Consider the following 17,238-nt stretch of genomic DNA (forward strand, 5'->3'; position numbering starts at 1 on the left):
CTCGCTTCGTTATATCCGCGCGCAACGGCGTCACGACAAAAGATGCGACGTAGATCTCGCCATGGATGTCACAACTGCCCCACATGTCCCTGAAGAACCATGGGCACCAAGGAAAACGGGCAACTATGAGGAAGTCAGCCGACTGGTCTGCTCGCCGACCGCGACCAGCCCGGCGCCTTCCGACCACATACTGACCCGGCCCACCGCAAGGTGATCGGCGCGCGTCAACAGGCTTACCTCGAACAGAACCCAATCGGCGACCGGTGCGCCCACGACCCGCAACGTGGCACTGACTGTGCTCGCCCGGGTCAGCTCGGGAAAAGCTCGGCGCAACAGATAGGGAATGTGGTCGCTAAGCACGGCAAGGCGCACCGCGCCCGAGGTGTCGCAACGCAGGCGTCCCCAAAGCAGCATCGTGCTCGCCACGCCCGCGCCGAGGTGTTCGCCGGCCGTGCGCACATCCAGCATCACCGCCACGCCTTTGCCCGGCATCACCAGGTACGGCCGTTCGGGGCACTCCTCTGGCGGCGCGACCCGGGGCGCCGCAACATGTTCGGGCTGCCCCGGCGCGGGACCCAACACGGCGGCACCGGCCAGCGCCAGAGCGCCGTCGTCGAATGCGTTCACCCGGTAGTGCCCAAGCGCCCGACCGGAAGCCAGCCTTTCGCAGCGCACCTGTAGCCGAGCGTCCTGGGCGACCGGGCGCAGGAAGTTCACCGAAAGGTCAAGCAGCGAGCGCTGACTGGTCAGCTGCAACGCCTCGGTGAGCAAACCCATGCCCCACCCGCCATAGAGCCAGCCCCCTGACCCGCAAAGCTCTTCCGACACCATGAGAGTGAAGCCGTCGCCGTCGCGCTCAAGCGGGCTGCGAGGCCAGCTCACGGGGTGACTTGGCGGTTGTCGGCGCGCAGATCGCCTTTGACTACCTTGCCACTGGCGTTGCGCGGCAGGGTCTGCACAAACGTGATGAAGCGCGGCACTTTGAAGTTGGCCACCCGTTCCCGCGCCCACGCGATGATTTCCTCGGCGGTGGCGGGCGTCGCGTCGAGCCGCCGGACTACGTAAGCCTTTGCCACTTCGCCCAATCGCTCATCGGGTACGCCGATGACCGCGACTTCCGCGACTGCCGGATGACGCGCGAGCACCTGCTCCACCTCGGCCGGCGAGACGTTGAATCCGCCGACGAAGAACAGGTCCTTGATCCGATCGGTGATCTTAAGGTTGCCGTCGGCGTCGAGCGTGCCCACGTCGCCCGAATGCAGCCAGCCGTCGGCGTCGATCGCGTCGGCGGTGCCGGACGGGTCTTCCCAATACCCGGGGGTAACGCTGGCACCGCGAATCAGAATCTCCCCCGGCTCACCCGGGGCCAGATCGCTCCCATCCAGGCCCACCGCGCGCAACTCGACGCCGGGCAGCGCTCGCCCATTGGTATTGGCGATCACCTCAAACGAATCGCCCATCCGGCACATCGTCGCGGTGCCGAAGCACTCGGTCATTCCGTACGCGGTGATGAGATGTTGGAAAGGCAGCTCGGTGCGAGCCCGCTCCACCAACGCGACCGGCACCACCGCCGCGCCAGTCGAGGCCACCCGAAGCGACCCGAGGTCGTAATGCGCCCGCTGCGGGCTCTCCAGCAGGGAGTAGTAGATGGTCGGCGACCCGTTCATCACGGATACCCGGTGCGCCTGGATGAGGCGCATGGCTTCGGCCGCCTCGAAAACGGGCATCGGCACGATCGTCACTCCGTGCATGATGCTCGCGATCATGCCTGCCTTGTTGCCGCCGGTGTGGAAGAACGGCAGCGTGACAAGGTAGCGGTCGCCGGGGCGCAGACCCCAGATGCGCCCGAAATCCGCATACAGGTCAAGGGATGTGCCATGCGGGATGGTGACACCCTTGGCCCGTCCGGTGGTGCCGGAGGTGAAGATGATCTCTGCCAGCGCCGTCGGCTCGACCGCCTTCGCGGTGGCCCGCGCGGCCTCGATACTCACCTCGGCCGCCCGCTCCAGGAATTCCGTCCAGCCAAGGCGGCGCTGCGCCTGCACCGGCTCTGCTTTCATGTCGATAACCACGAGCTCGGCCAGCGCCGCATTTACCGCTTCGTCGTCGTCGGTTGCCGCGGCCGCGCCGGCATAGTCGAAGCCGAGGAAGCCGCCGTCGACGACAACAGCGCGAGCCCTTACCCGGGCCAGGATTTCTCGCGCCTCGCCACCCCGATAGCGGGTGTTGATTGGGACCACGATGGCGCCGGCGCAGTGCAAGCCCAGTGACGTGACTATCCAGCGCGCCGAATTCGGCGCCCAGATGCCCACCCGGTCGCCGGGCGTGATGCCCTGGGCGATCGCCGCGCGGGCGACTTCGAAGGCCGCGTCGCGCAACTGATGGAAGGTCAGTGTGGTCTCGCCGTCTATCACGGCAAGGTCGTCGCCGAAGCGCTCAGCACTGGCCAGCAGCATGCTGGGAACCGTGCGGGGCACGGCGCTGTCACCCGGCATCGCGCTCACCCCTTCCCCGTCAACGGCCACTGAAGGTCGGCTCGCGTTTCTCGACCAGGGCACTCAGCCCTTCCCGAAAGTCCTGTGCCCGAGACGAGATCTCCAGCGATAGTGCCTCGGCCGAGAGCTGGTCGCGCAACACCGCGTCCGCGGCCTGGTTTATCAACGCTTTCGTCAGACCCAACGCCACCGTCGGCCCGCTGGCAAGCTTCGCCGCCAACTCTCGGGCCGCGTCGTGGGCCGAACCCGCTTCGACCACTTCATGCACGATCCCCCATTGCTGAGCGGTAGCCGCATCGAGGCGCTCACCGAGCAGCAGCAGGCGGCGCGCCCGCAACGGCCCCACTGCACGCGTGGTCAGCCAGGTGGCGCCGCTGTCCGGGGTCATGCCGCGGGTGATGAACGGCTGCCAGAAGGTGGCCGTCGCGTCGGTCACCACGAAGTCGCTGGCCAGCGCGAGCTGGAAACCGATCCCGACCGCGTAGCCGGTCACCGCGCACACCACGGGCACCTGTAGGTCGCATAGCTGAGGAATGAGCCGATGCGCCTGAGAGGGAAGACGTCGCTGAATCGCGCCCGGCCTCGGCCGTGGCCGGTCGGCCGCGGAAGCGTTGCGCTGCACGATGTCGAAGCCACCGCAGAAGTGGTCGCCCGCACCGGAAAGCAACACGGCGCGAACCGATTCGTCGTTCTGGGCAAGCTCGAGCGAGTCGATCAGAGCTCGCACCGTGGCGTCGTTGAGCGCGTTGCGCCGGCGCGGCTCGTCGATTCGCAGCGACAGCACGCCGTCAGCCAGCTCGACAAGCACGCCGTCCACCGAGGGGTAACCGCTTAACATGCAAGCATTATAAAGATGCGCTAATGATCGCGACAGGTCTGTACGCACATGCTTTCTATCTTTACTATGATTGAATCATGGCGACCATACCGAGAGGAGCGCGATGAGCGCGACCGTTCCGCCCGAGCGCTCGCTCCTGAACCTGCTGGCAGAGCTTCCGGCCCTGCCCCAGGCACAGGTGCTGCACTCAAGCTCGGGATCGCTGACCCTTGACGAGCTGCGCGCCGCGGTGACCCGCGTCGCGGCCGAGCTGTCACGGGCGGGAGCCGGGCCCAACCGCCCGGTGGGCGGGCTGGTCGGATCGGGCGCTTCCGGTGTCGTCCTGATGTTCGCGGTATGGTCCGTCGGCGCGGTCTACCTGCCGATCAATCGCCGCAGCACCGATCGGGAGGTCGCTGCCCTCATCGCGGAGACACCGGTTGACGTGCTGGTCGGCACGGCCGAGGACCTCGACCGGCAAAGCGCCGAGGTCGGCATGGTGGAGCTGGACGAAACAGACTGGACCGCAAGGGTAAGACGCCCAGCCATCGAAGCGGCGCTGGCCTACGACCCCGACACCGCGCTCATCCTGCGCACCTCGGGCACCACCGGACGGCCGAAAGCGGTGCTGCTGCACCATCGCAGCACCATCGACGCGCTCGACTCCAGCCTGCGCAAGCTGCGCCGGCGTGCCCCGGAACAGCGTGAGCCCCGTCCTTCTATCCGGGTCAACCTCATCCCGTTGTCGCTGGCCCTGTGGTCGGGCATCTTCAACACCCTGTTCTCGCTGCGCGCGGGCTTCGGCGTGGTCCTGCTCGACCGCTTCACGCCCATCGGGCTGGCTGCCGCGCTGCGCCAGCACGAGATCAAGTCCACCGTGCTCGCCCCCGCGATGATCACTATGTTGTGCGACAGCACGGAGGTGGAGTCGCTTGCGCCGCTTGAGATCGTGCGATCCATCACGGCCCCGCTGTCGCCGGCCACCGCCCGCCGATTCCACGAGCGCTTCGGAATCCTGGTGCTCAACTCCTACGGGCAGACCGAGCTGGGCGGCGAGGTGGTCGGCTGGTCCATCGATGACATCCGCAGCCATGGGTCGGCGAAGGTGGGCGCGGCGGGCCGTCCCTACGACGATGTCGAGCTGCGCATCGTCGACGAGACCGGCGACGACGTCGGGGCCAACGAATTGGGCCAGATCCTCATCAGTTCCCCCTTTCGGATGCGTGGCTACGCTGCCGCGGATCCCGCGGCCTCCCCCGCCGACAATCGGCTCGTGGACGGATTCCTGCGCACCGGCGACATCGGCCGCCTCGACCCGGACGGGTTCCTCTGGATCGAAGGCCGGGTCAGCGACATGATCAACCGTGGCGGGATGAAGGTCTTTCCCGACGAGGTGGAGGAGGTGCTGCGCCGCCACCCATCGATCCAGGACGCCGCGGTGGTAGGGGTGCCCGACGACCGGCTCGGCGAAGTCCCTTACGCCTGGGCTGTCCCGATGTCCGGCCACATCGACGCGGCCGTGCTCGAGACCTGGTGCCGGGAACACCTTGCCGCATACAAGGTTCCGGCTGCCTTCATCGAGGTTGACTCGCTGCCGCGGTCGGAGGTCGGTAAGGTGTTACGCCGCGAGCTACGGGCGAGCCTCACGGGGGCTCCGGTTCAGACGCAATGATTGTATTATTTGACAGCGGTCAGTCCGCCGCTACTGTGTGTGGCGAAGCCTAATCCGGAAGGGTTCCTGTGCGACAGCTACGACAGCCACGCCTCGCCGAAATCGTCGCCGCCAAGTTGCGCGACGAGATTCTTGCTGGACGGCTGACGGAAGGCGACAGCCTGCCACGTCAGGAGCACCTGTTCACTGAGTTCCGGGTCAGCCTGCCCGCCGTGCGCGAGGCCATGCGGATTCTGGAAACCGAAGGGCTGATCTCGGTGCGCCGGGGCAATGTCGGCGGTGCCGTGGTGCATCTGCCGACGCCGATGCGCATAGCTCGTACCATCAGCATGGTTCTGCAAACCCGGCAAACCACCATGGCCGATGTCAGCGGCGCCCTGATGCACCTCGAGCCCAGCTGCGCGGCGCTGTGCGCGGCAAGGCCCGACCGCATGCAGACGACGGTGCCGGCCCTGCGCGGGGTGATCGAGCAGCAGAAGGAGAGCTACGACGACCCGGCGCAGTTCGCCGCCCTAGCACGGCGTTTCCACGAGACTCTGGTGGAGACGTGTGGCAACGAAACCATGATCGTCATCATCGGTTCGCTTGAGACGATCTGGACAGCGCACGAATCGACCGTATGGTCCGAGGCGACGCTGAAGGAGAACGACGAGCCGACGTCGCCGACGGCTCGCAAGTCATTGCACGCGGCGGTGCGCGACCATGAGAAGCTTGTCGATGCCATCGAGGCCGGAGATGAGGCGCGGGCGGTGCGGCTCGCCACTGCCCACCTGGCCGCCACCCGCACGTCGAGCCTGGACACCGTCAAAGGCGATGTGGTCAACACCAACCTGCTCGACACCCTCGACCTCAACGGCGGCTGACCTTACTTCACGAAAAGCCCGTCGGAGATTCGAGTCTCGATCTCGAACGCCTCGGCGAGGCTGCCCCGCAAGCCCTCACCCACGGCGTGCTTGACCGCCGCCACCGCGACCGGGGAGTTCTGGGCGATCTGTTCGGCCACCTCCAGCGCCCGCTGCAGCGCCGATCCGTCCGCCACCACCTCCGAAACGAAGCCCCACTCGCGCATTCGTTCGGCGCCGAACCGCGCGCCGGTGAGAAGCACCTGCATCGCGGCGGCGTAGCCGATCTGGCGCGGTAGCCGGGCCACCGACCCGCCGCTGGCCATGAACCCATGGCGCACTTCGGGTAGCGCGAAGCCGGCCGACGCGGCGGCGATGCGGATGTCGGTGGCACCGACCAGCTCCATGCCCGCGCCGAGGCAGTGTCCTTCAATCGCGGCCACCACCGGTACCGGCATAATGATGTCGCGCAGCAGAGCATGGTGCACATCGCCCCACAACTGTTGCGGTGGCTCACCGCCACGCAACGCGGCAGCGACGTCGCTGGCGAAGCTGCCCAGATCGGCCCCGGAGCTGAAGTCGGATCCGCCTGTCACCACAGCAACTCTTATCTCAGGTGTGTTGGCGGCGATGCTGCGCCACGCGTCGGCGAGAGCGCGAAAACCGTTGAGGTCCAAGGCATTGCGGCGCTCCGGACGCTGCAGCGTGATCAGGGCGACGTGTTCCCGGGGGGTACTGAGATTAATCATCGCTTGATCGCCTTCGTGACCGAGTTGGTGCCGCCAAAGCAGAACTGGCTTCGTCCGGCCTTCGCGCCGACGACGAAGAACTCGAAGCAGTCCGCCGACGGGTTGACCGTCACGGCGGTGTCGGGGGCGTCGAGCAGCCAGCGCAGCTCCGGATGCGAGATCTCGAACGCGGGCATCGACTGGTTGAGCATCACCTGACGGAACGGCAACTTGGTACGGCGGTGGATGGCCTCGGCGATATCCGCCGGTTTCCAGCCCGCATCGGCGAACACCGCGGCATGGTCGGGCGCCATGAGCAACATGTTGGAAAAGGTGCCGTGGAACGGATATCCGGCCGACAGCGGCGCGTTTTGCTTGATGAGCCAAGCCCCGGCGGCTGGAGTGCCAACGGCTTGCGAGGTAAGGGTGGACCAGCCCTCGATGAGCAGCTCGGGATCGGAGTTCTGGAAGTCGAACAACTCCGTCATTCCATAGGGCACATTCACCGTCACCGTGGAGTCGGTGAGGGAAAAGCCCTGCCGCACCCGATACGGCTCCCATGGCGTGCGCTCCTCGTTCTCAGCCACGCAGGCGGAAAACTTCATCGGGGTGCCGATGGTGTCCATGTCGGTGATGCCCGGATAGGACAGGCCGACGTTCATCATGATCAGGCGCAGGGCCCGTCCGATCGCCACGTTGACCGCCGATATCGAGCCGGGGCCGAGCGCGCAGATGCCACGGTTCATCCCGATCTCGTCCGCGATCGGCCCGGAGACGAGCACCAGCGGGGCTTGCGGGCCGGTCGACATGGCCCAGGTGCGCAGCCCGATCGAGGGATCGAGGATGCACTCCATCATGGCCAGGATGACCGGCATCGTCTCCGGCCGGCAGCCGGCCATGACCGCGTTCGCCGCAATCTTCGACACCGTGCCGACGCCGAAGCCGGGCGCGAAGTCGCCCACCACGTGGTCGCCCTCCAGACCCGAGGCGGCGATCATCGCGTTGACCTTGGCCCGGGTCGGTGGTACCAAAGGCATTCCGTCGCTCCAGCCGTTGGCGATGAAGCGGCGTTGCATCTCGTCGAAGGCGTCGAGCAGATCGGGGGCGTCGAAATGCAGCTCCGGCGCGCTTTCCAGCCGCATCGAGGCGAACTCGGGCAACACCTCGAAGACAGCCCGATCGGTGGTGAGTAGGGTGACCGCTTCGGCGAACGAATCGTCCACCATCTTGCGGATCTCGTCGGTGCTCTTGTTGGAAAAGCAGTCGGGCACTATTACAGGACACGCCTCGGGGACGCCGAAGGTCTTCGCGCTGAAGCGGGCGTCCTCGTCGAAAATGGCTGCTGTGTAACCGATCGCCGGCACGCCCCGCCGCTCCACCTCGCACAGGTCGCGGATGAGCCAAGAGGTGCAGCTGCCACAGTCGGCGGAGGTGCCCACCAGCACATCGACCTTCGCCTCGATCAGGTCCAGCTGTTCCTCGGAGAGGTAGCGGGTGGTGCCGCCGAGAGCGCCGGTCAGCTCGATGAAGGTGACATCGGCGAAGCGTTCCGCGAGAAGCTCTTTGGCCCGCGCCAGCGCGTCGAGGCCATTCTGTTTGCCGTTCCAGTAGAGGGCGACGGTCTTGCCGTCGAGGGTGGCCGGGCGCGGCGCGGGCGGAAAGCGGTCGCCGTCGAGGTGCGAGCGAGGGGTCGCCACTGGATTGACAATCGTCAACGTTGCTGTCATTACTGAAGCACCTCCACGACAAGTTCGGTGTTGGGGCTGCGCCGGCGCAGCGTCTCGGCCATGAGCTGGTGCAGTTCCTGCTGCGGCAGGATGCACACGTCGTCGTGGCACTCCGGCCCGGCGTTTCCTGGGCGGTAGCCGACCCGCAGCAGATCGCCCTCCTCGGCCAACAGGGTCACCTCCCCGCCATCGCGACGGACCATCCGATCGAACTGGGCAACTAGCTCTGCGCCAACCGACATGGCCGGTGCTCCTTTCAGCGAATAATCCAGGAACCTAGTTTGCGCACCCCGCCATCGTCAACGTATCTTTTCTATCATTACTAATTAAGAAAGGGCACGCCTGTGAACGATGACGACGCGCTCATCCGATCCCTCATCGGCCGGGCGGCACACCTCGGCGACGAGGGCGAGCCTGACGACTACCGAACCCTCTACACCGACGACGCCGTCTGGACCATGGGCGAGAGCACGCAAACCGGCATCGAAGCCATCGTCGAGGCGACCCGGCAGCGGCGCTTGCAAAAGGTCAGCGGTCCCGGTACCGACTCCCGCCATTTGGTCGTCCCACTGCACGTGAGCACCAACGGCGACACCGCAAGCGCCGTTTCCTATTTCCTGTTCTTCGTCAACGTCGCCACCGTGCCCACGGTGAAGATGTTCGGCGTCTACGAGGACGAGCTGGCGCGCCTTCCCGTCGGCTGGCGCATCCGCCGCCGCCTGAGCCGCCGCGCATGAGTTCAGCTTGGGTCGGCCAGCTGATGCACGTCCGACCAGGCGATGACCTGCGCGATCTGACGCGGGTAGCCGCGACGCAACCGCCGGCCGAACTCCTCCTCCAGCTCGCGCATCACGTCGCGAGCCCGCGCGGCGTCGCGGGCGGCCACCGCGTCGTGGACTTTGCGCAGCCGGCCCAGCACCTCGCCGCGGTAGCGCTCGTCGGGCACGAAACCGGCGCTGTTGACAATCGCTCGCAGCGCCGGGCTCAGCACCGAGAAAAGCGCGTTGTGGCTACTCTCCGCGAGATGGCGCCAGTAGGTCTCGTAAGCGCCCGCGAAGGTGCGATAGGAGCCGAGCCCGGCCTCTATCGCCTCCAGGTCTCGCGACATCTGGGCCAGCTCATCGTCGGTCGCGTTGCGGGCGGCGAACTCCGCCATGCCCGGCTCGATCACCTCCCGGGCGTCAAGCACCGATCGCAGTGGCGCGCCGGAGAACTGAAGCAGCAACGCGATCGTCGAGGCCAGGTTGGGCCAGCCGGGCTGCACGATCTCCGGCCCGCCGCCCGGTCCAGGTCGCATCACGATGAGCCCCTGGTTCTCCAGGAAGCGCAGTGCCTCGCGATAGGTGCCTCGACCGGCGTTGTGCCGGCGCATCCCTTCGGCCTCGGAGAGGTACCGGTCGCCCGGGCCCATGCCGTCGTCGGCCATCGCCTGCACGATCTGGCGGGCCACCTCAAGCGACAGCTTCGTGCGACCTGTACTCACGTGACAGATCGTAAGGCCGAGGAGGAACGATGACCGATCTGAGGTTGCTGGGCCTGTCGCACATCGGTTTCGCCGTGCCGAGCATCGAGGAGTTTCGCGGCACCTGGGGCGCTCTGCTCGGCCTGTCCGACTGGCTGGTGCGAGACCTGCCCCAGAGCGCCGACAGGATGCAGCTGCGCGGGCAGATCCAGCCGGCCGCCTTCTCCCGTGCCGCGTTCACCCGCCTCGCCGACACCGCGATCGAGCTGGTCGAGCCGCACTCGGGGAACACCCGCACCTCGGCCTGGCTGGCTGAACGCGGCCCGGGAATTCATCACCTCGCCTTCTGGGTCGAGGACCTCCCCGCGGCCATCGCCGCGCTGGGCGATCAGGCGGAGGTCAGCTACTCCCCGATCGGGGTGCTGACCGCCCTCACCACCGGTGCGCTGCCCGAAATCCAGCTCCCCGAAGCGTTCTGGGCCTATACCGAACACACCGGCGCACGGGTTCCGTGGTGCCTGGAGCTGCTCGACGTGCGCGGCGCGGCCACCGTCCGGGCCGCCTTCGGTGACTATCTGCTCTATCCGTCCAATCCCGAGGGATCGTCGTGACCGTCGCCGATTTGATCCGGGCGGCCGCCGCCGACTCGGCCGATGCCGTCGGCCTGCGCTGTGGCGAACAGAGTCTCACCTATCGCGAGCTGTGCGAGGCTGTGGAGCACGCGGCCGCGGCGTGGCAGCAGCACGGCCTTGCGCCTGGCGATCGGGTGGCGGTCTGGTCGGCGAACACGGTTGATTGCGCCATCGCCATGCTCTCGGTGATTGTGGCCGGCGGCGTGCTGGTCCCGCTGAACCCGCGCTACACCACCCCCGAAGCTGCCGCCATCCTGGATCGGAGCAGCTGTCGTTTCGTCGCCGCAGCCGATCGCTTCGCCGGCGATGTGTCAGCCATTGTCGGCGCGGACCGGGTCGTCACCTTCGGCGGCGAAGTTCCGCCCGGCGGCATCGGTTGGCGCGAAATGCTTTCCAAAGCTGAGGGCCTTTCACCGCGAGCCGAGCGGGGCGAAATCGCGGCGATCCAGTTCACCTCCGGCACCACCGGCCGGCCGAAGGGCGCGATGCTGCGCCAGGCACCGATGGTCTCCACCTCCGCCACGTGGTCACAGGTGGTCGGCTTGGGGCGCGGCGACGTCTACCCGGTCCTCTATCCGCTCGCTCACGTCGGCGGATTCAAAACCGGTCTGGTCGCGGCCATCCATGCCAGGGCTACTATTATATTGGTACCAACGGTTTCCGCATCGTCCATTGTGGAACTTGTTCGAGGCGGCGGCATCACTGTGCTCAACGCTCCCCCAACGGCACAGTCCTATGTCCTCGAGGCGCGCCGCACCGGCCGGCTGCCCGGCGATCTGGGCATCCGGACAGCGGTGATCGGCTCAGCGATCGTGCCGCCCGCCCTGATCCGAGGGCTGGTCGACGATCTCGGCGTGGCCGACGTCGTCGTGGCCTACGGCCTGACCGAGGCCACCGGAGTGTGCACCATGACCCGCCGCAACGACCCGATCGAGCTGGTCTGTGCCAGCATCGGCCGGGCCATCGACGGCGTCGAGGTGCGAATAGAGCCCACCGCTGACGACCCGCTCATCGGTGAGATCGAGGTACGCGGGGTGAACCTCATGGCCGGTTACCTCGACGACCCCGACGCCACCGCCGAGGCCCTGCACGACGGCTGGCTGCGCACCGGCGACCTGGGCTGGATCGACGCGCAAGGCTACGTGCACATCTGCGGCCGCGCCCGCGATCTGGTCATCGTCGGCGGCTTCAACGTCTATCCGGCCGAGATCGAGCAAGCTCTCATCGCGCACCCCGCAGTGCGCGAGGCGGCCGTGATCGGGGTGCCCGACGAACGCCTCGGCGAAGTCCCCGCTGCTTTCGTTGTCGCCCAAGGTGTATCGCCCGAAGACTTGATCGCCTGGTGCCGGGAACGGTTAGCGAATTTCAAAATCCCCCGCCATCTTCAGCTCGTCGACGACCTCCCCCGCAACGCCATGGGCAAAGTCGTCAAAGCCGAACTGTCTCTGCGGCCCTAAGCCGTGGCAGCCGCAACCGGTTCTGGGCGTGGCAGGCTATCGCGCGCGAACGCGTTCGTGGAGGCGGCGCACCGCTTCGGTGAAGGCGGGCTGGCGCATGGACCAGTTCTGGGCGACCTGCTCGATCTCCGCCGCCATCGCCGGGTCGGTCAGCGATCGGCTCACGCGCAAGGTGGCCTTGGTACGGCTCACCAGCTCTGGCGACCGCGCCACCACCCGCGACGCGAGCCGGGCGACCAGATCGCTCAGCGCGCCGTCATCCACGCAGCGCCAGATGAGACCCTGCTCCTGCGCCTCCTGCGCGGTAAGAGTGTCACCGAAAATCACCATCGCCGCGGTGCCCTGCTCGCCGACGCGCTGGCGCATTCGCCACAGGTGCCCGCCGCCGGGATGGATTGCCACGTCGAGGAAACGCGGGTCGAAGGTGGCGCTGCGCGCGGCGACGATCACGTCGCAGGCTAGCAGGAAGTTCACTCCCGCACCGATAACCGGCGCGTGCACGGCTGCGAGCACCGGCACGGTGAGCGCTTCCAGCGCGCGAAAGCCGCGGTAGACGGCCGTCGGGTCGTCGGCGGGAGCACCGAGGGAGTCGATGTCGCCGCCGGCCGAGAAGACCGGGCCCTCAGCGCGAAGCACCGCCACCCTGACCTCATCGTTGGCGGCAGCCTCGGCGCAGGCCGCGGCAAGCTGTTCGACCAGGACCAGATTGAGGCTGTTGCGCCGCGCCACATCGACGAGGGAAATGGTAGCCACATGATCGACTACGGTGAGAGTAACGGCCTGCCGTTCGGTCATATGTGCCTCCTGGACCCGGTGCTGAGGTTGGCGAGTCGGCCGCCAGACCCTATATTAGTCACATCTTTTCAATGATAGACAAGATAGCGCGGAGGGCCGCCAATGCAGATCGAGCTCACCTCTGAGCAGCGAGCCTTCAGCGACTCGTGCGCACGGCTCGCCGCCGACCTCGCGGCCGGATGGCACCGTGGCCGCGGGCCGGGCGACATCGACCCACCCGCACCGGACGAGAAGGCCTGGGCCCGCATAGCCGATGCGGGCTGGCTGGCACTTGGCCTGCGTGAAGAAAACGGTGGCATCGGCGCGACCGCGGTCGACCTCGCCGTGCTGGTCGAGCAGCTCGGCTACCACGCCGTGGCCGCCCCGATCGTCGGCACCCTCATGGCCGCCCAACAGCTTCAAACCTGGCAAGCCCCAGCCGAACTGCTCGCCGACATCGCCGCCGGCACCCTGCGGATCGCTCCAGTTCTCACCGCCGACCTCCGTTCCTTCGCCGCCGTCGAACCCGCCTGGCTCCTCCGCCAGGACACGCCCAACGTCGGCCCCGCCACGCCGCCCAACCTCGGCCCAACCGCGCCGCCCAACCACGGCGAGACCGCGCCGCCCAACCACGGCGAGACCACGCCGCACGGCCACGGCCAGACCGGCCGGCCGGCGCGGGGGACGGCCGAGGCGGGGGTGCTCGCGTGGGATGCGGCTGGTGCCGCTATGGCGGTGCTTCCTGCATTGGGCACGGCCTATTTGCTCGCTGACGCGACCGGGTTTGCCGATGTGACGCGTGCCGTGCGTCCGCTGGGCGAACCGGCGATGACGATCGATCTGACCATCCCTGGCGACGACGCCCTCGCGGGGCTGGGCGCCTTCGCGCTGAGTCTGCTCACCGCCGACCTTCTCGGCACCATGCAGGCCGCGCTCGACTCCGCGGTCGAGCATGCCAAGGTGCGCAGCCAGTTTGGCGCTCACATCGGCTCGTTTCAGGCTGTGCAACAGCTGCTTGCCGACAGCCATGTGCTGGTCGAAGCGACCCGCAGCGCCACCTACTACTCGGCCTGGGCCGTGGACGCGCTTCCCGGCGCGCAGGCATTGCGGGCCGCGCGCGCGGCCAAGGCCTTCGCCTCACGGTCGGCCGTGGAGGTCTGCGAGCACGCCATCCAGGTGTTCGGCGGCATCGGTATGACCTGGGAGGCGCCCGCTCACGTGTGGTTGCGCCGGGCTCAGGCCGACCGCCTGGCCTTGGGCGACGAGCATTTCCACTATGCAGCGATCGCTGCCGCCGAGTTTGCCGCTGCCTCCACCTCGAAATCAGGGAGCTGACATGGATTTCGCCGACGACCCAGCGGCCGCCGAGTTCCGGGCAGGTTTGCGAAGCTGGCTCAGCGAACACCTGGCCGAGTATGCGCACGGCACAGGTTATGAATCGGCCGAGGCTGTCGAGCGTACCCACAAATGGCATAAAGCCTTGGCACAGGCCGGATATGTGGCCGTGTCGCTGCCCGCCGAGTATGGCGGCCGCGGACTTCCGGACAGCTACGAGGGCATCGTGAACCAGGAGCTCGCCGCCGCAGAAGCACCGCCCTCGCCGCCGATCGGCCACATCGCGCACGCCGTGGTCGATTTCGCTTCCGATGAGCTCAAGACGCGCGTGCTTCCCGGTTTGCTCGGCTGCACCCAGGTGTGGTGCCAGGGTTTCAGCGAGCCGGGTGCCGGTTCCGACCTCGCCTCGCTGACCACCACCGCCACCGCAGACGGAGACCGTTTCGTGGTCAACGGGCAGAAGATCTGGACCAGCGGCGCGATGTGGTCACGGTGGTGCTTGCTGATGGCGCGCACCGAGCCGGATTTGCCGCGCCATCGCGGTATTTCCATGCTGGTCGTCGACATGGAATCGTCCGGTGTGGACAGACGGGAAATCACGCTGGCCAGTGGCAGCCGGGAGTTCGCCGAAGTCTTCTTCGACAACGTTTCGGTGCCCGCGGCCAACCTCGTCGGTGAGCGCGGGCAGGGCTGGCAAATCGCCATGCACATGCTCGCCTACGAACGCGGTCCGGCCGACATGGGCTGGGTGGGCAGGCTGGGTCAGGTGATCGCCACCGCACGGGAGGCGGTCAGCTCGGGGCAGCTGACCGCGGACGAGGCCTTGCGCCAGCGTCTGGCCGCGGCGGCGGTCGACGTCGAGGTGCTGCAGTGGCACGTCGCGCGATCGCTGGCCAACCGCGGTCCGGGCTCCCGCAGCGAAGCGGGCTCGGTCGACAAGCTGCTCACCATCCGGATCGAGCAGAACCTCTACCACGTGGTCAACGACCTGGCCGCAGCGTCCTTTGTGGTCGGTCCGCCGACCACCTTCGCCAACTATCTCTGGTCGCGTGCCCAATCCATTTATGGTGGTACCCAACAGATCCAGCGCCAGATCGTAGCGCAGCGCATCCTGGGCCTGCCGCGCGACTAGTTGCGCGGCAAGGCGCGCCAGGGTTGGCCCTTGTGCGGGTCGAAGTCGCGGGGCAGTCCCAGCACCCGCTCCGCGATGACGTTCTTGTTCACTTCGGAGGTGCCGCCCTCGATGGTGTTGGCGCGGCTTCTCAGCATGCCCCGAACCTCCGCCGGCATGCTTTCCCAGTACTCCGCCGGGGTTTCCGCCGTGCCCGGCCAGGCGATCGCTTCGCCGCCGAGCAGATCGGCGGCCATCGCCTGGATGCGCTGATTCAGGTCGGTGCCATGGACTTTGCCGATCGAGCTCTCGGGCCCGAGCGGAAGGTTACCGGCAAGCCTGGCCTTGATGCGCTGGTTGGTCCAGCCGCGGGACTGCTCCTCGCACCACAGCCGCACGATTTTGTCCCGGGTGACCGGATCGTTCCAGCCGCCCGGCAAACCTTCCGCGCTGCGCCTGCGGGCCAACGCAATCAGGCGCGATGTCCCGGCACCGCCGATGCGTTCCACACCGGCCGATCCCGCGCCCGACACCATCTGCCGTTCGCCGCTCAGCGTCGCCTGGGCCACCTTCCAGCCATCGCCGACCCCGCCGAGCCGATTGGCGTCGGACACTCTTGCGCCGTCGAAGAAAACCTCGAAAAATTCGGCCTCACCGCCGATGTGGGTGAGCGGGCGGACTTCGATGCCCGGCTGCCGCATCGGGATGAGAAAGTAGGTAATTCCTTGGTGCTTGGGCACATCCGGGTCGGTGCGGGCCAGCAGCACACCATAGTCGGCCCGGTCGGCCCAGGTGGTCCACACCTTCTGCCCGTTCACCACCCAGTCGTCGCCATCGCGTTCGGCTCTCGTCGCGAGCGAGGCCAGGTCGCTTCCGGCACCCGGCTCGCTGAACAGCTGACACCAGATCTCCTCGGCACGGGCGATCGGCCCGAGAAAACGGCGGCGCTGCTCGTCGGTGCCATGGGCGAAAAGCGCGGGCGCGGCCAGATTGAGCCCGAGCGGGTTGAGCCGGGGCAGATGGTAGGGCCGCAACACCTGCTCGGCGGCCGCGGCCACCGGGCGACGCCAGCCCAGCCCGCCATGCTCGACCTCCCACGAGGCCGCCACCAACCCGGAACCGCCGAAAACCGGATACCAGGCACGATATTCGTCGTGGCTGCGCACCTCGCGCACGGCCCTCGGCCCGCCCGCCTCGCCCGCTTCCCGCCACGCAGTCGGCACGTTGGCTGCCACCCAAGCCCTTACCGCCTCAACCGCCTCCTCGGCTTTGACCTGACCACCGGTCGGCCCGGCCAGCTCGTGCACGGATGTCATCACTGTTCTCCTCGGTCGTTCACGGACGTGTCAAAGCTGGTCGTTCGCCCGGCATCGGCCCGCGCCGCGGCGGCCACGGTCGCGGCAACGACGGGCTCCGTGGCGGCAGAGCCGGGCGCAGGTGCGGCAGAGCCGGTCTCGGGCCGGGCGGGGTGGGTTGCGGCGCCATCCAAAGCGGCGGCTTGGGCGGCGGTGCGGCCGAGTTCGGTGGTGCGCCAAAGGGCTTGCTTGATGCGGCGGGTGGCGAGCGGGTCGTTGGCGGCGATCGCTTCGGCCACCCGCTGCGCGGTCTGCTGCAGGGAATCAGCCTCGACGACCTCGCTGACCAGTCCCAGCTGGCGTGCGCGGTGGGCGTCTAGGCGCTCGTGCACGCCGATCAGCGCGATCCGGGCCGCGACGGTCGCCGCAATGCGGTGCGTCAGGCCGATCGCCTCCCACGCGCTGACCTGTCCGACGCTCACGTGTGGGTCGAGGAAGGTGGCGTGCGCGGCGGCGATGACCACATCGGCGTCGACCACGAAGTGCAGCCCGCCCCCGGCACAGACGCCGTTGACCGCGACCACCACCGGGGTGGTCACGCCGAGGTGCCAACCGGTCAATTCCAAAGCCGCATCGCGGGTACGCCGGCTCGACTCCCGCAAGCTGGCCTTGTCACGGGCCAGCGCGGCCATGTCCAGCCCGGTCTGGAAAGCCTTGCCGGATCCGGAGACGACGATGCAGCGCACGTTGGAGTCCTCGTCGAGCTCGCGCCACGCGCGCGGCAGCTCGGCCATCATCGCCGCGTCCATGGCGTTGCCGGCGTGGGGCCGGTGGAACAGGAGCCAGCCGACCGGGCCGCGTCGCTCGACCAGCAAGGTCTGGTACGCCATG

The 17,238-nt window shown here is 67.7% G+C and carries 17 protein-coding genes; 7 read left to right on the forward strand and 10 right to left on the reverse strand.

Annotated elements, in window-relative coordinates:
• Positions 1 to 123 precede the first annotated feature (123 nt).
• The 3 genes from Rhe02_RS23580 to Rhe02_RS23590 are packed head-to-tail and all read right to left on the reverse strand — an operon-like array spanning position 124 to position 3,333.
• Positions 124 to 882 (reverse strand): acyl-CoA thioesterase domain-containing protein, encoded by a 759-nt coding sequence (locus tag Rhe02_RS23580; RefSeq protein ID WP_203910505.1) that lies wholly within the window; start codon positions 880 to 882, stop codon positions 124 to 126.
• Positions 879 to 2,495 carry a FadD3 family acyl-CoA ligase gene (locus Rhe02_RS23585; protein ID WP_239124005.1) on the reverse strand — a complete coding sequence of 539 codons (1,617 nt, stop codon included), beginning with the start codon at positions 2,493 to 2,495 and terminating at the stop codon, positions 879 to 881. Before Rhe02_RS23585 ends, Rhe02_RS23580 begins: the two co-directional genes overlap by 4 nt.
• A 19-nt stretch (positions 2,496 to 2,514) precedes the next feature.
• Entirely contained in the window at positions 2,515 to 3,333 is an 819-nt protein-coding gene (locus tag Rhe02_RS23590) for an enoyl-CoA hydratase-related protein (protein WP_203910506.1), read from the reverse strand.
• A 103-nt stretch (positions 3,334 to 3,436) separates the two neighbouring features.
• Between Rhe02_RS23590 and Rhe02_RS23595 the strand changes: the two genes are divergently transcribed.
• Positions 3,437 to 4,984, forward strand: a complete 1,548-nt coding sequence (locus tag Rhe02_RS23595) for a class I adenylate-forming enzyme family protein (protein ID WP_203910507.1) — start codon at positions 3,437 to 3,439, stop codon at positions 4,982 to 4,984.
• 68 nt (positions 4,985 to 5,052) lie between these two features.
• The gene (locus Rhe02_RS23600; RefSeq protein WP_203910508.1) at positions 5,053 to 5,847 is read left to right on the forward strand and encodes a FadR/GntR family transcriptional regulator; all 795 of its coding nucleotides are present in this window, start codon (positions 5,053 to 5,055) and stop codon (positions 5,845 to 5,847) included.
• Positions 5,848 to 5,849: 2 nt separating this feature from the next.
• Here Rhe02_RS23600 and Rhe02_RS23605 read toward each other — a convergent pair whose 3' ends face one another.
• Genes Rhe02_RS23605 through Rhe02_RS23615 form a run of 3 tightly spaced genes read right to left on the reverse strand, consistent with a single transcriptional unit; the run spans position 5,850 to position 8,523 of the window.
• Positions 5,850 to 6,575 carry an enoyl-CoA hydratase/isomerase family protein gene (locus Rhe02_RS23605; protein ID WP_203910509.1) on the reverse strand — a complete coding sequence of 242 codons (726 nt, stop codon included), beginning with the start codon at positions 6,573 to 6,575 and terminating at the stop codon, positions 5,850 to 5,852.
• Complete coding sequence (locus Rhe02_RS23610) at positions 6,572 to 8,281, reverse strand: UGSC family (seleno)protein (protein ID WP_203910510.1); 1,710 nt, start codon at positions 8,279 to 8,281, stop codon at positions 6,572 to 6,574. Before Rhe02_RS23610 ends, Rhe02_RS23605 begins: the two co-directional genes overlap by 4 nt.
• A complete protein-coding gene (locus Rhe02_RS23615; RefSeq protein ID WP_203910511.1) occupies positions 8,281 to 8,523 on the reverse strand; it encodes a hypothetical protein in 243 nt (80 codons plus the stop codon). The genes Rhe02_RS23610 and Rhe02_RS23615 overlap by 1 nt, the downstream gene beginning before the upstream one ends.
• A 102-nt stretch (positions 8,524 to 8,625) precedes the next feature.
• Here Rhe02_RS23615 and Rhe02_RS23620 point away from each other — a divergent pair, with 102 nt between their 5' ends.
• Complete coding sequence (locus Rhe02_RS23620; protein ID WP_203910512.1) at positions 8,626 to 9,018, forward strand: nuclear transport factor 2 family protein; 393 nt, start codon at positions 8,626 to 8,628, stop codon at positions 9,016 to 9,018.
• A gap of 2 nt (positions 9,019 to 9,020) precedes the next feature.
• Here the strand turns inward: Rhe02_RS23620 and Rhe02_RS23625 are convergent, their stop codons facing one another.
• On the reverse strand, positions 9,021 to 9,764 hold the full coding sequence (locus Rhe02_RS23625) for a FadR/GntR family transcriptional regulator (protein WP_203910513.1): 744 nt from the start codon (positions 9,762 to 9,764) through the stop codon (positions 9,021 to 9,023).
• A 29-nt stretch (positions 9,765 to 9,793) separates the two neighbouring features.
• Between Rhe02_RS23625 and Rhe02_RS23630 the strand changes: the two genes are divergently transcribed.
• Both Rhe02_RS23630 and Rhe02_RS23635 read left to right on the forward strand, forming a co-directional pair.
• The gene (locus Rhe02_RS23630; RefSeq protein ID WP_203910514.1) at positions 9,794 to 10,354 is read left to right on the forward strand and encodes a VOC family protein; all 561 of its coding nucleotides are present in this window, start codon (positions 9,794 to 9,796) and stop codon (positions 10,352 to 10,354) included.
• Positions 10,351 to 11,832 (forward strand): AMP-binding protein, encoded by a 1,482-nt coding sequence (locus Rhe02_RS23635; RefSeq protein ID WP_203910515.1) that lies wholly within the window; start codon positions 10,351 to 10,353, stop codon positions 11,830 to 11,832. Before Rhe02_RS23630 ends, Rhe02_RS23635 begins: the two co-directional genes overlap by 4 nt.
• A gap of 36 nt (positions 11,833 to 11,868) precedes the next feature.
• Here Rhe02_RS23635 and Rhe02_RS23640 read toward each other — a convergent pair whose 3' ends face one another.
• Positions 11,869 to 12,627 carry an enoyl-CoA hydratase-related protein gene (locus tag Rhe02_RS23640; protein WP_203910516.1) on the reverse strand — a complete coding sequence of 253 codons (759 nt, stop codon included), beginning with the start codon at positions 12,625 to 12,627 and terminating at the stop codon, positions 11,869 to 11,871.
• Between the two features lie 102 nt (positions 12,628 to 12,729).
• On the opposite strand from Rhe02_RS23640, the gene Rhe02_RS50580 reads away from it, so the two are divergent.
• Positions 12,730 to 13,941, forward strand: a complete 1,212-nt coding sequence (locus tag Rhe02_RS50580; protein WP_203910517.1) for an acyl-CoA dehydrogenase family protein — start codon at positions 12,730 to 12,732, stop codon at positions 13,939 to 13,941.
• 1 nt (position 13,942) lies between these two features.
• A complete protein-coding gene (locus Rhe02_RS23650; RefSeq protein WP_203910518.1) occupies positions 13,943 to 15,073 on the forward strand; it encodes an acyl-CoA dehydrogenase family protein in 1,131 nt (376 codons plus the stop codon).
• Here Rhe02_RS23650 and Rhe02_RS23655 read toward each other — a convergent pair.
• Together Rhe02_RS23655 and Rhe02_RS23660 are read right to left on the reverse strand one after the other, a co-directional pair.
• Entirely contained in the window at positions 15,070 to 16,368 is a 1,299-nt protein-coding gene (locus Rhe02_RS23655) for an acyl-CoA dehydrogenase family protein (protein ID WP_203910519.1), read from the reverse strand. The two genes, Rhe02_RS23650 and Rhe02_RS23655, sit on opposite strands and share 4 nt — an antisense overlap.
• Positions 16,368 to 17,237: an enoyl-CoA hydratase/isomerase family protein gene (locus tag Rhe02_RS23660; RefSeq protein WP_203910520.1), complete on the reverse strand. Its 870-nt coding sequence runs from the start codon at positions 17,235 to 17,237 to the stop codon at positions 16,368 to 16,370. The genes Rhe02_RS23655 and Rhe02_RS23660 overlap by 1 nt, the downstream gene beginning before the upstream one ends.
• Between the last annotated feature and the right edge of the window lies 1 nt (position 17,238).

Origin of the sequence: Rhizocola hellebori, from assembly GCF_016862955.1 — a bacterium.
Lineage (GTDB): Bacteria > Actinomycetota > Actinomycetes > Mycobacteriales > Micromonosporaceae > Rhizocola > Rhizocola hellebori.